14 protein-coding genes are annotated in these 13,956 nt (G+C 69.9%); 6 read left to right on the top strand and 8 right to left on the bottom strand.

All coding sequences use genetic code 11. The annotated features are described in order from the left end of the window. Window positions 1–2 precede the first annotated feature (2 nt). Together JNX00_RS14770 and JNX00_RS14765 are read left to right on the top strand one after the other, a co-directional pair. Window positions 3–959 (top strand): 4-hydroxythreonine-4-phosphate dehydrogenase PdxA, encoded by a 957-nt coding sequence (locus JNX00_RS14770; RefSeq protein ID WP_204742741.1) that lies wholly within the window; start codon window positions 3–5, stop codon window positions 957–959. Between the two features lie 19 nt (window positions 960–978). Further along, window positions 979–1,983, top strand: a complete 1,005-nt coding sequence (locus JNX00_RS14765; RefSeq protein WP_204742740.1) for an FAD-binding oxidoreductase — start codon at window positions 979–981, stop codon at window positions 1,981–1,983. Window positions 1,984–2,003: 20 nt separating this feature from the next. On the opposite strand, the gene JNX00_RS14760 is transcribed toward JNX00_RS14765, so the two are convergent. The 4 genes from JNX00_RS14760 to JNX00_RS14745 are packed head-to-tail and all read right to left on the bottom strand — an operon-like array spanning window position 2,004 to window position 5,766. Continuing rightward, window positions 2,004–3,332 (bottom strand): TRAP transporter large permease, encoded by a 1,329-nt coding sequence (locus JNX00_RS14760; protein ID WP_204742739.1) that lies wholly within the window; start codon window positions 3,330–3,332, stop codon window positions 2,004–2,006. Continuing rightward, window positions 3,325–3,888 carry a TRAP transporter small permease gene (locus tag JNX00_RS14755; protein WP_204742738.1) on the bottom strand — a complete coding sequence of 188 codons (564 nt, stop codon included), beginning with the start codon at window positions 3,886–3,888 and terminating at the stop codon, window positions 3,325–3,327. Before JNX00_RS14755 ends, JNX00_RS14760 begins: the two co-directional genes overlap by 8 nt. A gap of 59 nt (window positions 3,889–3,947) precedes the next feature. Then, window positions 3,948–5,018: a C4-dicarboxylate TRAP transporter substrate-binding protein gene (locus tag JNX00_RS14750; RefSeq protein ID WP_204742737.1), complete on the bottom strand. Its 1,071-nt coding sequence runs from the start codon at window positions 5,016–5,018 to the stop codon at window positions 3,948–3,950. Window positions 5,019–5,055: 37 nt separating this feature from the next. After that, on the bottom strand, window positions 5,056–5,766 hold the full coding sequence (locus tag JNX00_RS14745) for a TetR/AcrR family transcriptional regulator (RefSeq protein WP_239478150.1): 711 nt from the start codon (window positions 5,764–5,766) through the stop codon (window positions 5,056–5,058). 89 nt (window positions 5,767–5,855) lie between these two features. On the opposite strand from JNX00_RS14745, the gene JNX00_RS14740 reads away from it, so the two are divergent. From JNX00_RS14740 to JNX00_RS14725, 4 genes are read left to right on the top strand one after another with little or no spacing between them, the layout of a single operon-like run. Beyond that, window positions 5,856–6,530, top strand: a complete 675-nt coding sequence (locus JNX00_RS14740; protein ID WP_204742736.1) for a carbon monoxide dehydrogenase subunit G — start codon at window positions 5,856–5,858, stop codon at window positions 6,528–6,530. Between the two features lie 10 nt (window positions 6,531–6,540). Continuing rightward, window positions 6,541–7,395 carry a xanthine dehydrogenase family protein subunit M gene (locus JNX00_RS14735; RefSeq protein WP_204742735.1) on the top strand — a complete coding sequence of 285 codons (855 nt, stop codon included), beginning with the start codon at window positions 6,541–6,543 and terminating at the stop codon, window positions 7,393–7,395. A gap of 18 nt (window positions 7,396–7,413) precedes the next feature. Beyond that, window positions 7,414–7,899 (top strand): (2Fe-2S)-binding protein, encoded by a 486-nt coding sequence (locus JNX00_RS14730; RefSeq protein WP_070397713.1) that lies wholly within the window; start codon window positions 7,414–7,416, stop codon window positions 7,897–7,899. Then, window positions 7,896–10,313 carry a xanthine dehydrogenase family protein molybdopterin-binding subunit gene (locus JNX00_RS14725; RefSeq protein ID WP_204742734.1) on the top strand — a complete coding sequence of 806 codons (2,418 nt, stop codon included), beginning with the start codon at window positions 7,896–7,898 and terminating at the stop codon, window positions 10,311–10,313. Before JNX00_RS14730 ends, JNX00_RS14725 begins: the two co-directional genes overlap by 4 nt. A 22-nt stretch (window positions 10,314–10,335) precedes the next feature. Here the strand turns inward: JNX00_RS14725 and JNX00_RS14720 are convergent, their stop codons facing one another. The 4 genes from JNX00_RS14720 to JNX00_RS14705 are packed head-to-tail and all read right to left on the bottom strand — an operon-like array spanning window position 10,336 to window position 13,914. Then, a complete protein-coding gene (locus tag JNX00_RS14720) occupies window positions 10,336–11,634 on the bottom strand; it encodes a TRAP transporter large permease (RefSeq protein WP_070397714.1) in 1,299 nt (432 codons plus the stop codon). Next, the gene (locus tag JNX00_RS14715) at window positions 11,634–12,110 is read right to left on the bottom strand and encodes a TRAP transporter small permease (RefSeq protein ID WP_070397715.1); all 477 of its coding nucleotides are present in this window, start codon (window positions 12,108–12,110) and stop codon (window positions 11,634–11,636) included. The genes JNX00_RS14720 and JNX00_RS14715 overlap by 1 nt, the downstream gene beginning before the upstream one ends. Beyond that, window positions 12,107–13,087 carry a TRAP transporter substrate-binding protein gene (locus JNX00_RS14710; protein ID WP_070397716.1) on the bottom strand — a complete coding sequence of 327 codons (981 nt, stop codon included), beginning with the start codon at window positions 13,085–13,087 and terminating at the stop codon, window positions 12,107–12,109. Before JNX00_RS14710 ends, JNX00_RS14715 begins: the two co-directional genes overlap by 4 nt. Then, on the bottom strand, window positions 13,084–13,914 hold the full coding sequence (locus tag JNX00_RS14705) for an SDR family NAD(P)-dependent oxidoreductase (protein ID WP_070397717.1): 831 nt from the start codon (window positions 13,912–13,914) through the stop codon (window positions 13,084–13,086). Before JNX00_RS14705 ends, JNX00_RS14710 begins: the two co-directional genes overlap by 4 nt. Window positions 13,915–13,956: the final 42 nt, after the last annotated feature.

Below are 13,956 nucleotides of genomic sequence, written 5' to 3'. Positions count from 1 at the left end.
CGATGAACAGCTCGCGCGTGGCCCTGAGCCTGGGCGACCCGAACGGCGTCGGTCCGGAGATCGCGCTCAAGGCCTTGGCCGAGCTGGCGCCCGAAGCGCGCGAGCGCCTCGTGCTCTATGGGCCGGGCGAGGTGCTGCGCGCCACGGCGCAAAGCCTGGGACTGCAAGACCTGCTGGTCGGCCTGCAGCATGTGCACGTGGGCGGTCTGCCGAGGGGCGCGCACCAGCCCGGTCGCATCGATGCCGGCGCCGGCCGCAGCGCGGTGGCCAGCGCCAGCGCCGCCATTGAGGCCTGCCGCGCGGGGGCGGTGCAAGCCGTGGTGGCCGGCCCGCACCACGAGACCGCCATCGCGCAGGCCGGTATCGTGTTCAGCGGCTACCCCAGCCTGGTGGCCTCGGTGTGCGGACTCGGTGAAGACGAGGTGTTCCTGTTGCTCATTGGCGGCGGCCTGCGCATCGTGCACGCCACGCTGCACGAAAGCGTGGAGCGCGCGCTGTCGCGGCTGAGTCCCGATCTGGTGGCGGCGGCCGCGCGCGCCGGCGTGCGCGCCTGCCAGCGGCTGGGCCTGTCCCGGCCGCGCGTGGCGCTGTTCGGCATCAATCCGCACGCGTCCGAAGGGGGGCTGTTCGGGCCGCACGACGCGCACTGCACCGTGCCCGCGGCGCGCGCGCTGCGCGAGCAGGGCCTGGACGTGGGCGAACCACAAGGCGCCGACGTGCTGCTGGCGGACCACGCGCATCGGCCGCACGACCTGTACGTGGCCATGTTCCACGACCAGGGCCACATCCCCATCAAGCTGCTGGCCCCGCAAGGCGCCTGCGCCCTGTCCATCGGCGCCGAGGTGCTGCTGGCCAGCACCGGCCATGGCAGCGCCATGGACATCGCCGGCACCGGCCGGGCGCGGCCCGATGCCTTGCTGCGCAGCCTGCGCCTGATGCTGGACCCGGTGCGCGCCTGACCCCTTTCTTTCATTTGCCATGAGCCACCAGATCCGCATCGTGGGCTCCGACCTGTGTTTCGGATGCGAGCCCGAAGAAACCATCCTCGACGCCGCGCTGAAGGCCGGCATCGAGGTGCCTTACTCCTGCCGCAAGGGCGTGTGCGGCAACTGCGCCGCGCGCGTCGAGGGCGGTGACTTCGAGCGCGGCCCCGTGTCCGCCGAAGCGACGCCGCCTGGCCAGGAGCTGCTCTGCCAATGCCGCCCGCGCGCGGACCTGGCGATCGCGCCATCGAGCTGGCGCCGCCTGGAGCCCGGCGCGCGCAAGCGCCTGCAGCTCAAGGTCTACCGCAACACCCTGGCCGCGCCCGATGTCAGCCTGTTGCAACTGCGCCTGCCAGCGGGCCAGCGCGCGAAGTTCCGCGCGGGGCAGTACCTGCAGGTCCATCTGCCCGACGGCGAACGGCGCAGCTACTCGATGGCCAACCCGCCGCACGAAAGCGACGGCGTGCAACTGCACGTGCGCCACGTCGCGGGTGGGCGCTTCAGCGCCCTGGTGGCGGAGCTGCAGCCCGGTGACCTGCTCGATGTGGAGCTGCCCTTCGGCCAGGTGGACCTCGACCCCGAGGCCGGCAGTCCCTTGCTGTGCGTCTGCGGCGGCACCGGTTTCGCGCCGGTGAAATCGCTGCTCGACGACCTCGCGAAGCGCAGGTCGGCGCGTCCTGTTTCCCTGATTTGGGGCGCGCGCGACCGCGCCGGCCTCTACCTGCTGGAACACGCCGCCAAATGGGCCAAGGCCTTGCCGAACTGGCGCTTCGTGGCGGCGCTGGAGGACGGTGCCGAGGCGAAGGCCTTGGGCGCTTTCCATGGCCGGGTGGACGCCGCCGTGCGGGCCCTGGCCGATGAACTGCCGCGCGGCGGCGAGGTCTACTGCTGCGGCGCGCCACCCATGGTGTCCGCCGTGCGCGCGGCCTGCGCCGATGCGATGCAACTGTCGGCCGAGCGCTTCCACGCCGACATCTTCGTGCCCGGCCCGGCGGGCTGAGCCCGCCGCGCGCGGGCGCCTCAGGTCAGTGCCAGCGACAGCACCGGAAACACCGCCACCAGCAGCAGCACGAACAGCATGGCGGCCACGTAGGGCAGGGTGCCGCCGAAGATGGCCTCCACCGACACGCGCGGATCGTTCAAGGTGGACTTCACCGTGAACACCGAGATGCCGAAGGGCGGCGTGAGCAGACCGATCTCCACCGCGAGCACGGTCAGCACGCCGAACTGGATGAGGTTGAAGCCGAGGTCGCTGGCGATCGGCACGGCCACGGGCGTCATGATCAGCAGGATGGAGCTGGAGTCCAGGATCATGCCGAGGAAGAGCACGATCAGCACGTAGATCAGCAGAAAGCCATAGGGGCCCAGGCCGGCGTCCTGCACCAGCTCGCTGATGGCCACCGGCACGCCCGCCACCGACAGCATGCGGCTGTAGAAGCTCGCGGCGATCAGCAGGATCAGGATGGTGACCGAGACGCTGCCCGTTTCGTGCAGCACGCGCCAGAAGCGGCCCTGGCCCAGGCTGCGCCGCGCCAGCGCCACCACCAGCGCGCCGAAGGCGCCGATGCCGCCGGCCTCGGTGGGGGTGAAGAAGCCGCTGTAGAGCCCGCCCAGCACCAGCGCCACCAGGGCGACGATGGGCACCAGCTTGCCGGCCATCTGCGCGCCGCTCAGCAGCGGGCCACTGGCGCGCTGCAGGGCCATGTCGCGCTGGCGCTTGAGGTCGAAGACCATGCCGGGCGCGAAGGTGGCCATCAGCACGATCATCGCCACGAACACCGCGGCGAGCATGAAGCCCGGGATGATGCCCGCGATGAACAGTGTGCCGATGGACTGCTCGGCGAGCACGCCGTAGATGATCATCAGCAGGCTGGGCGGGATCATCATGCCCAGCACCGAACTGCCGGCCACCGTGCCCGCCGCGAAGGCCGTGCGGTAGCCATGGCGGGCCATCTCGGGCACGGCCACGCGGGTGAAGACGGCGGCCGAGGCAATGGACACGCCCGTGACCGCGGCGAACACAGTGTTGGCCGCCACCGTGGCCACGCCCAGCCCGCCGCGCACGCGGCGCAGCAGGGCCTCGGCCACCTCGAAGGTGTCCTTGCCCACGTTCGATATGGACACCAACAGGCCCATCAGCACGAACAGCGGGATGGTGGCGAAGATGTAGTCGGCCACGCCGTTGTAGGCGGAGAGGTAGAGCAGGCGCATGGCCATCTCCACGTCCTCTCGCATGAGCCAGATGCCCGCGAAGCCGATGCCGATGAGCGCCACGGCGATGTGCACGCCCAGCAGCACGAAGACCACGAGCGCGCCGATCAGCAGCCCGCCAAAAACCAGTTCACTCATGCGGATCTCCGAATTCGCCCGCGTGGCGCCATAGCGAAGGGATCTGCAGCAGGTAAGCGCCCGCGGCCACCAGCGAGCCGCCCACGATCAGTGCGCGAAAGGGCCAGGTGGGCACGGTGTACACGCCCTGCACGCCGAAGAACTCGTTCGTGCGCCAGGCCTGGGAGAGTTCGGGCCAGGCGATGAAGGCCAGTGCCACGAACAGCAGGCAGCCCAGCAGGGCGTTGCCCACCTCGAGCACGCGCAGCGCGCCGAGCGAGCGTGCGCCGATGAGCCGCAGCAGGAAGTCGCTGCGCGTCATGCGGCCCGAGCAAATGGCGGCGGCGAGCTGCAGGAACACGATGGAGGCCACCGAGCGCGCGGCGAATTCCGCCACGCCGGTGATGGGCCTGTCGAGGAAGTTGCGGCCGACCACGTCGGCCACGACCATCATCATCATGAGGAAGATCCACACGGTGCCGGCGGCCGCGAGCGTGCGCGCGATGCCTTGCAGCGGGTGCGGGTCGGCCGGGGCGGGGGCGCCGCCCTCGGTGGCGGGTTCAGCTGGCTTGTGCACGGTTCACTTTCACGGGCGCGCGCCCGTCGCCGCGTGGCGTCGGGCGCGGGCGCCGGGTTTCAGCGGTTCTGGCCGTCCCAGTCGCGCAGCGGCTTCACGCCGTGCGCGCGCAGCTCGTCGAAGTAGGCCTTGAGCACGGCCTTGCCCTTGTCGCCCGTGGCCTGCAGCCAGGGCTGCACGATGTTGGGCAGGCCGTTGACCCACTTGGCCTTCTCGGCCGCCGGCAGGTCGGCGATTTGCAGGCCCGCGGCCTTCATGGTGTCCAGCGCGGCGTTGGCCGTCTTGGTGACGTGCTGGCCATGCGCCTTGGACGTGGCCTTGCCGGCCTGGGCGAAGGCGTCCTGCACTTCCTTCGGCAGGGCGTCGTGGAACTTCTTGTTCGCGGCGACGCTGCCGAAGTACATGGAGCCGACGTCCACCCGCGTGAGGTACTTGGCCACTTCGTACACGCGCGCCGGCCCGATGCCGCTGGCAAAGGACAGCGCGCCCTGCGTCACGCCGGTCTGGATGTTGGTGTAGTAGGTGGTGAGGGCGCCGTCGACCGGCGTGGCGCCGGTCTCGCGCAGCCAGTTGGCCGAGGTGCCGGGCGCGTTGATCTTCTTGTTGTGAAGATCGGCCATGGTGCGGATCGGGAAGTTGGCGTAGATGTCGTAGCTGTCGGTGATCAGCGAGGACAGCGGCACCATGTTCTGCGCGGCCCAGCTCTCGCGCAGCGCCGGCACGGTGGTGTTGAGCTTGTCGAAAATTTCGATCAGCAGCTCGTGGTTGGTGGTGGCGAAAGGCGTGAAGTAGGTGACGTTCTGCAGCGGCATGGCCGAGTTTTCCCAGACCGTGCCGACCATGCCCACGTCGACGATGCCGTCGCGCACGGCGGTGCGCGTGTCGGTGAACTTGTAGAGCGTGCCGCCGTAGTTCTCACGCCAGCGGATCTCGTACTTGCCGCCGCCGGCCTTGAGGATGCGGTCCACCTCGGGCTGGAACACCTCTTTCATGGCATAGGCCCAGATGTTGGAGGTGGGGTGGCTGGAGCCGATGTTGACCGTGATGCGCTGTTGCGCGGCGGCGGGCAGCGCGGCCAGGCCGGTGCCCAGGGCCAGTGCGCTGGCCACGGCGAGGGTCGAAAGCTTCATCTGTCGTGTCTCCTTCTGTTGCTCTTGGGGTGGCGGCTCATCGAGCCGGGTTCTTCTGGATGAGCAGGTCGCGGCTGGCTTGCAGGTAGCCGCGCACGCGGTCGCGCACCAGGGCTTCGTCGCAGGTGTCGTGCATGGCCTCGCTGTGCACGTCCTGGCCATAGATCCAGCGGCGGATCGAGATGTAGAACATGCCGCCGTGCAGGCCCATGAGCAACTCGAGTTCGCGCTCGCTGGGCTTGGCGCGCGAAGTCGAGCCGCGGAAGCGCCGCGTCTCACGGATCAGGCGCGGGAACAGGCGTTCGCGCAGCATGGCGAAGAAGCGGTCGGAGATGGCGTGGTCCATCAGGCCCGAGAACATGAGGATGCGGACGAACTCGCGCGAGAGCGCGTTGTTCACGTAGTCGGCATAGAAGGCGGTGAACTTGTCCTCGACGTCGGCCTTGGTGTCGTCCAGCAGTTCGTCCCAGCTGTCGCGCCAACGGCCCTCGAACACGTCGAGGTACACGCGGTCGATGAGGGCCTGCTTGGTGGGGAAGTAGTGGTAGAGCAGGGCGTGCGTCACGCCAATGCTCTTGGCCAGGTCGCGCAACTGGCCGCCGAAGCCGTTGGAGGCGAAGAATTGGATCGCGCCGTCGACGATCTGGCGCTCGCGTTCGGACACGCTGAGCCGGCGGCGCGCGGGAGCGCCTTCGGCCGCTGCCGCGTCGACTTTTTTGGCTCGCTCAGGGTTTTTCTGTATGCGCACGCTATTTACCGAACGGTCAATGAGACATAGCATTGTTGAACGGTTGGTAAACAAGCGCACCCGTGAAAACCCGGGGGCAGAAAAAACGAATGGAACTCAACGGAGACATCCTCATCGCGTCACCTCGCGACACGGTCTGGGCCGCGCTCAACGACCCGCAGGTCCTGGCGCGCTGCATCCCCGGTTGCGAAAGCCTGGAGGCCACCAGCGACACCGAGCGCACGGCGCGCGTGGCCGTGAAGGTGGGGCCTGTGCGCGCGCGCTTCACGGGCCACCTGCGCTTGCAGGACGTGCGCCCCGGCGAGGGCTGCACGCTGCAGTTCGAGGGCTCGGGTGGCGCGGCGGGCATGGCCAAGGGGCAGTCCACCGTGTCGCTGGCCGACGAAGGCGGCGACACGCGGCTGCGCTACACGGCGCAGGCCTCGGTGGGGGGCAAGCTGGGGCAGGTGGGCGGGCGAATGATCGACGCGGCCGCCAAGCAGATGGCGGACCAGTTCTTCGCGGCCTTCCAGGGCGAGTTGGCGCCTGGCGCGGCGGTGCCGCTGGCCGAGACCGTGGCGCAAGAGACCGCGCCCGCTGACGCCGCGCCACCCGCGGCGGCGGGTGCGCCGGCCACCACCACCGCGTCCGTCGCGCCCGCACCCCGGGCCGCATCGGCGCAGGCACCCGCGCCGCTCGGCGAGGGCGTGCGTGTGCTGTGGTTCGCGCTGGGCGCCCTGGCCACCGGCTTCGGCGTGTGGATCGCTTCCCTGTTGTCCGCTTGAGGAGGGTGCCTTGAAGGCCGCTGCATTCGATTACGTCAAGGCCGGCTCGATCGAGCAGGTGATCGACCTGCTGTCTCGCCATGGCGACGACGCGCGCGTATTGGCCGGCGGGCAAACGCTGATGGCCACGCTGAACATGCGCCTGTCCGAGCCCGCGCTGGTGATCGACATCACCGGCCTGGCCGCGCTGCGCGGCATCGAGCTGCGTGGCCAGGTGCTGCGCATCGGCGCGCTGGCCACGCACTCGCAGATCGAGCAAAGCCCCTTGGTGGCGCGGCACGCGCCACTGCTCGTCGAGGCCGCGCCCCACATCGCGCACCGCGCCATCCGCAACCGCGGCACCTGGGGCGGCTCCATCGCCTACGCCGACCCGGCGGCCGAATGGCCCGCCTGCTTGCTTGCGCTGGGCGGTACGGTGGTGGCGCAAGGGCCGGCGGGCGAGCGCCGCATCGCCGCCGACGATTTTTTCACCGGCCTGTACACCACCGCGCTGCGGCCCGATGAGATCGTGGTCGCGGGCGAAATTCCGGTGGCGGCGCCCGATGGGTGGAGCGGCATGGCGCAGCTCGCGCGCCGCCACGGCGACTACGCCATCGTGGGCCTGGCGGCTTCGGCGCGGCGCCGCGGCGGCGCGCTGTCGTCGCCGCGGCTGGCCTTCATGGGCGTGGCTACCACGCCCTGGCGCGCGCGCCGCACCGAAGCCCTGCTCGACGGCAAGGCGCCCGACGAGGCCACGCTGGCGCTCGCCGTGGCCAGCCTGCGCGCCGAGATCGATCCCTTGCCCGACCTCACCAACACCCCCGAGACCAAGCGCCACCTGGCCGGCGTGCTGCTGCAGCGCCTGCTGGCCGCGGCGCGCGCCTGACCCGAAAGCCCCACGCCCATGTCGGACCTGCATCCCATCCAAGTCAGCGTCAATGGCCACACGCGCCATTGCCGCGTCGAGCCGCGCACCCACCTGGTGGACTTCCTGCGCGAGGACCTCGGCCTCAAGGGCAGCCACCTCGGCTGCGAGCACGGCGTCTGTGGCGCCTGCACCGTGGAACTCAACGGCCAGATCGTGCGCGGCTGCCTCACGCTGGCCGTGCAGGCCGATGGCGGCGAGGTCAAGACCATCGAAGGTCTGAGCCAGAGTGGCGCGATCCGCGACCTGCAGCAGGCCTTCGTTGCGCGCAACGCGCTGCAGTGCGGCTTCTGCACCTCGGGCATGCTGATGGCGGCCAAGGAGCTGGTGGAGACGCGCCCCGATGCCACGCGCGCCGAGGTGCGCGACTGGATCTCGGGCAACTACTGCCGCTGCACCGGCTACCACGCCATCGTCGATGCGATCTGCGACGTGCTGCGCCAGCGCCAGGAGGCCGCCCTGTGAAACGCGACATCGTCAACCTCGAGCCCGGCGTCGAACAGGCCACGCCGATCGCGCCCGTCACCGAGGACCAGCGCTACATCGGCGCGCCGGTGCCGCGCGGCGGCATTGAGCGCCTCACGCAGGGCCTGGGCCAGTTCATCGACGACATCGAACTGCCGCGCCTGGCGCATGTGGTGTTCTGGCGCAGCCCGGTCGCGCACATGCGCATCAAGGCCGTGCAGGCCGACGCCGCGCGCGCCATGCCCGGCGTGCTGATGGTGGCCGACGGCCACGACCTCGCCAAGGTCTGCAAGCCCTGGGTGGCTGTGCTGGGCCACCTGGCGGGCATGAAGTCCGCGCCGCAGCACGCGCTGGCCGTGGAACGCGCCTGCTGGCAGGGCGAGCCCGTGGTGGCGGTGGTGGCGGAAACGCGTGCGCAGGCCGAGGACGCGCTGCAGCACGTGGTGGTGGACTGGGAGGAACTGCCGCTGGCCACCGACATGGAGTCCGCGCTGGACGCCGGCACGCCACCGATCCACGCCGAGCTGGGCGACAACCTGTGCTTCACGCGCAGCCTGAACGTGGGCGAGGTCGACCGGGTGTTCGCCGAAGCCGATGCGGTGGCCGAGGCCACGTTCGAGTTCGGCCGCCACACCGGCGTGACGCTGGAGCCGCGCGGGCAGATCGCGCACTGGAATTCGGCCGAGCAGCGCCTCACGGTCTACCACTCCTGCCAGGCGCCGCACATGATGCAGGACCTCTACGGCCGCCAGTTCGACCTGCCCGCGAGCGCCATCCGCGTGATCTGCAAGGACGTGGGCGGCTCGTTCGGCATCAAGGTGCACGCCTATCCCGACGACTTCGCGACCGTGGCCCTGTCCATCCTGTTGTGCCGTCCGGTGAAGTTCGTGGCCGACCGGCTGGAGAGTTTCACCAGCGACATCCACGCGCGCCACCACCGCGTGCGCGGCCGCATCGCGGCCAACAAAGACGGCGAGATCCTCGGCTTCGAGATCGACGACCTCACCGCGATCGGGCCCTACTCGATGTTTCCGCGCACCAGCGCCATCGAGGGCAACCAGGTGGTCAACCTGGTGGGCGGGCCCTACAAGCACCAGCACTACCGCGCCAAGCTGGACGTGGTGTTCCAGAACAAGACGCCCACCTGCCAGTACCGCGGCGTGGGCCACCCCATCGCCTGCGCCGTGACCGAGGCACTGGTGGACCTGGCGGCGCAGAAGATCGGCATGGACCCATTCGAGATCCGCGCCCGCAACGTGATACGGGACGACGCCTACCCGGCCACGGGTGCCTCAGGCATCAAGCTCGAGGTGCTGTCGCACGAGGCCAGCCTGAGGAAGCTGCGCGAACTGATGAACTACGACGCGCTGCGCGCCGAGCAGACCGCGCTGCGCAAACAGGGCGTGCACCGCGGCATCGGCTTTGCGGTGGTGATCGAGCTCACCAACCCCAGCGCCGCGTTCTATGGCGTGGGCGGCGCGCGCATCGCTTCGCAGGACGGCGCCACCCTGCGCCTGGACCCCGAGGGCGACGTCACGGTGTTGGTGGGTGTGGGCGAGCAAGGGCAGGGCACCGAGGGCATCTATCGCCAGATCGCAGCCGACGCGGTGGGCGTGGACATCGCCAAGGTCAAGGTCATCACGGGCGACACGGATGTGACGCCCTATGGCGGCGGTACCTGGGCCTCGCGCGGCGCCGGCATCGGCGGCGAGGCGGTGCTGCTCGCGGGCCAGGCCTTGCGCGAGAACATCCTCAAGGTGGCGGCGGCCATTCTCCAGCGCGAGCCGGGCACGCTGGCGCTGCGCCGCGACCGCGTGGTCGACGCTGGCGATGGCCAGGAGCTGCTGCCGCTCCAGGAACTGGGCCGCATCGCCTACTTCCGTTCGGACACGCTGCCGGCGGGCTTCACGCCCGAGCTCATGGTCACGCGCCACTACGCGCAGCGCGACTACCCCTTCATCTTCACCAACGGCGTGCAGGCGTCCTACGTGGAAGTCGATCCCGACACCGGCTTCGTGAAACTGCTCAAGCACTGGGCGGTGGAAGACTGCGGCCGCGTGCTCAACCCCATGCTGGTGGACGAGCAGATGCGCGGCGCCATCGTGCAGGGCATCGGCGGCGCGCTGTTCGAGGAATGCCTGTACGACGAGGCCGGCCTCATGCTCAACGCCAACATGGCCGACTACCTGGTGCCCATGTCGGCCGAAATGCCCGACATCGAGCTGGCGCACGTGATGACGCCCACGCGCAGTTCGAAGCTGGGTGCCAAGGGCGCTGGCGAGGCCGGCACGGCCGGCGCGCCGGCGGCGGTGATGAACGCCATCAACGACGCCATCGCGCCCTTCGGCGCGGTGGTGCACTCGCAGCCGATCACGCCGCAGAAGCTGCTGCGGGCGCTGGGCAAGGTGGCGTGAGCGTGGGTGGGCGCGGCGGCGCTCAGCCGCCGATCCACACCGCCGGCAGCCACAGCGACACCAGCGGCACGTAGGTCACGATCAGCAGCACCGCGATCAGCGCCAGCGTGAACGGCAGGGCCTCCTTGAACACCGCGTGCAGCGGCGATCCCGCGATCTGCGCCGTGAGGAAGGTGATGACGCCCGAGGGCGGCGTGAGCTGGCCGATCATGAGGTTGAGCACCACGATCACGCCCAGGTGCACGAGGTCGATGCCATAGGCGTTGGCGATGGGCACCAGCACCGGCACCAGCGTCACCAGCGCCACCGCCGGCTCCAGCGCCAGGCCCCAGAGCAGCAGCACGACGTTGATGAGCGCGAGCATCACCCAGGGGCTGTCGGTGAGCGTCTTCAGCGTGGTGGCCAGGGTCTCGCCGATGGCCAGGTTGGCCACCAGCCAGGAGAAGATGCCCGAGGCCGCGATGGTGAGCAGGATGATGCCGGAGCTGACCATGCACTCGCGGAAGATGTGCCAGGTCTGGCCCCAGCTGAGTTCGCGGTAGAACAGCACGCTGATCACGATGGCGTAGAGCACGGCGGTGATGCCGGCCTCGGTGGGCGTGACCACGCCGCCCACGATGCCGCCGATGATGATGACCGGCATGGCCAGCGCGGGCAGCGCGTCCCAGGCGGCGCGTCCCACGGCACGCAGCGAGGTGCGTTCGGAATAGGGCAGGTTGCGCCGGTGCGCGACCCAGCTTGCGGCGGCCAGCAGGTACACGCCCATCAGCAGGCCCGGGATGGCGCCGGCCAGGAACAGCTGGCCCACCGACACGTCGCTCACCAGGGCATACACCACGAAGGCGATGGAGGGTGGAATGATGGGACCCATGGTGGACGCGGCGGCCACCACGGCGGCCGCGTAGGCGCCGGGGTAGCCCTTGTCCTTCATGGCCGGAATCATCGAGGAGCCGATGGCCGAGGCGTCGGCCACGGCCGAGCCCGACACGCCCGAGAACACCATGCTCGCCAGGATGGCCACGTGCGACAGGCCGCCGCGGATGTGCCCCACCGCGGCGGAGGCGAAGTTGAGCAGCCGGCGCGTGATGCCGCCGGTGTTCATGAGCTCGCCCGCGAGGAAGAAGAAGGGGATGGCCAGGAAGGCGAAGGAGTCCATGCCCTGCACCATGGACGAGGCCACGATGTTGAGCGGCACGGCCCCGCCGCTGCAGGCGATGAAGACCAGCGCCGCCAGGCCCATGGCGAAGAACACCGGCACGCCGATGACCGCGAAGGCCATGAAGGCGGCCATCAGGATGCCGAAGAGGATCAGCTGCTGCATCAGGCCGCTCCGCGAACGCCGGTCCACTGCTGCCACAGCTTGTCCAGCAGCGCCAGCGCCATCAGCGCCGCGCCCACCGGAAGCGACCAGTACAGCAGCGGCTGCGTGGCCGGCATGGAGGTGAAGGGAATGCCCTCCATGGCGTCGATGACGAGGCGGCTCTCCCAGCCGTAGACCGCGACGAACACCAGCGAGAGCAGCAGCGCCAGGGTGCGCAGCACGGCCCGTTTGCGCTCGGACATGCTCAGGCCCAGGAAGTCGGCCGAGAGGTGGCTGTCGCGGCGCACGCCCACGTAGCCGGTGAGCATGGTGGCCCAGATCATGAGCACGACGCTGAATTCGGTGGCCCAGGGCAGGGGGATGCCCGCGATCTCGCGCAGCAGGATCTGGCCCCCGCCCACCAGGACGAGGACCAGCAGGCAGGCGCCCAGCAGGGCCAGCATCAGCCGGTCGAGCCAGCCCAGCAGGCGGTTCATTTGACGGCCCGGATCTTCTCGACCGTGCCCTTGGCCCAGAGCTGGCCGTCGAAGCCCGTCGTGACCTTGTCGGCCGCCTGGCGGAAGGCCGCGAGATCGGGCTCGACGATCTCCATGCCGTTGGCCTTGAGCGTGTCGATGGACTTGGTGGCCACGTCCCAGGTCATCTGGCTGGCCCACTTCTCGGTGGCGGCCACGGCCTCGGTCATGGCCTTCTGGTGGGCGGGCGACAGGCGCGACCATTTGTCCGCGGCCATCAGCACCATCAGGCCCGACTGGATGTAGTCGATGCGCATGGCGTATTTCTGCACCTCGTAGTACTTGGCGCCGGCGATGGCGTCAAAGCCGTTGTCCTGGCCGTCGACCAGGCCCTGCTTCATGGCCAGGTAGAGCTCGGCCGCGGGCACGGGCGTGGGCGCGGCGCCCCAGCCTTTCATGACCTCCAGGATGGCGGGCGTCTCGGGCACGCGCACCTTCAGGCCCTTCATGTCCTCGGGCTTGAGCACCTTGCGGTTGGAGGTGGTGAGCTGGCGCGGTGAGCGGTCGGACACGTAGCCCACGTACTTGAAGCCGGCTTCCTTCTCCACTGGCGCCAGCATCTGGCGGAAGGTGTCGGACTGCATGAAGGCCTTGAAGTGCGCGTGGTCGCGGAACACGTAGGGCGCGAACAGGGCGTTGAAGTCTTTGCCGCCCTTGGCCAGCGCCAGCGTGCCGGTGTCGGCCAGCATCATGTCGATCTGGCCGGTGCGCAGGCCCGCGTAGTTCTGCGGCAGGCTGCCGAGCTGGCCGGCGCCGAAGGACTGCACCTTGAGTTCGCCGTTGCTGCGGTCGGCCACTTCTTTCGCGTAGCGGTCGGCGATGGGCCCCCACACCGGCGGCGGTGCGACGTAGGCCATGCGCAGCGCGGGTTGCGCGGTCGCGGCGAAGGCGAGGCTGGCGAGCGCGAGCCCGGCCAGCAAGGGGCGGATGCGTTTCATGGCGTGGTCTCCTGTTGGGGTGGCATGGGGCGCTGGGCTTGCCGGGCGGCCACGTAGTCCCGGTAAGGGGTGCCGTTGGACACCAGCATGCCGCCATCGACGTCGATGGTGCTGCCGGTGATCATGGCGGCGGCGGGGGAAAGCAGGAAGGCGATGGACTCGGCCACGTCCGCGGCCTCGACCCAGCGGCCCAGGGGCACGGTCTCGGCCACGGCGGCAATGCGCTCGGCGCTGAGGCTGCGGTGGATCATGGGCGTGAGTGTGGGGCCGGGGCATACGGCGTTCACGCGGATGCGCTGGCCCGAGAGTTCGAAGGCCATGTGGCGCGTGAAGGCGAGCACCGCGCCCTTGGACGCGGTGTAGGCCGCGTCGCCCGAATAGGACATGCGCTTGCCCGCGATGGAGGCCACGTTGACCACGGAGCCGCCGTGGCGCATGAGCGGCGCGGCCTCGCGCAGGCAGAGCATGGTGCCGCGCAGGTTCACGTCGAGCACGCGGTCCCAGTCGGCCACGGTCATGTCGTCGAGCAGGTGGCGCGATTCGATGCCGGCGCTGTTCACCAGGCCACCGATGCGGCCGAAGCGCTGCGCGATGGCCAGGAAGGCGGCGCACACCGCGTCCTCGCGCGCCAGGTCGCAGGCGATGTGCGTGAGGCGCCCGTCGGCCACCGCGCCCGCGAGCGTGGCGTCCGGCACGGCGGCGCGGTCGAGCGTGACCACCTGGTGGCCGCGCCGCGCGAGCAGGGCGGCAGTGGCGGCGCCGATGCCGCTGGCGCCGCCGGTGACCACGCTCACCGGCGCGTCGTCGGGGGTCGAAACAAAAGACATGACAGCATCCTTGGTTCGGCCATATAGTAACGATCGTTACCA

Origin of the sequence: Hydrogenophaga sp. YM1, from assembly GCF_016903055.1 — a bacterium.
Taxonomy (GTDB): domain Bacteria; phylum Pseudomonadota; class Gammaproteobacteria; order Burkholderiales; family Burkholderiaceae_C; genus Hydrogenophaga; species Hydrogenophaga borbori.
Note: the sequence above shows the minus strand (reverse complement) of the source record. Positions and strands in the feature narration are given on the sequence as shown.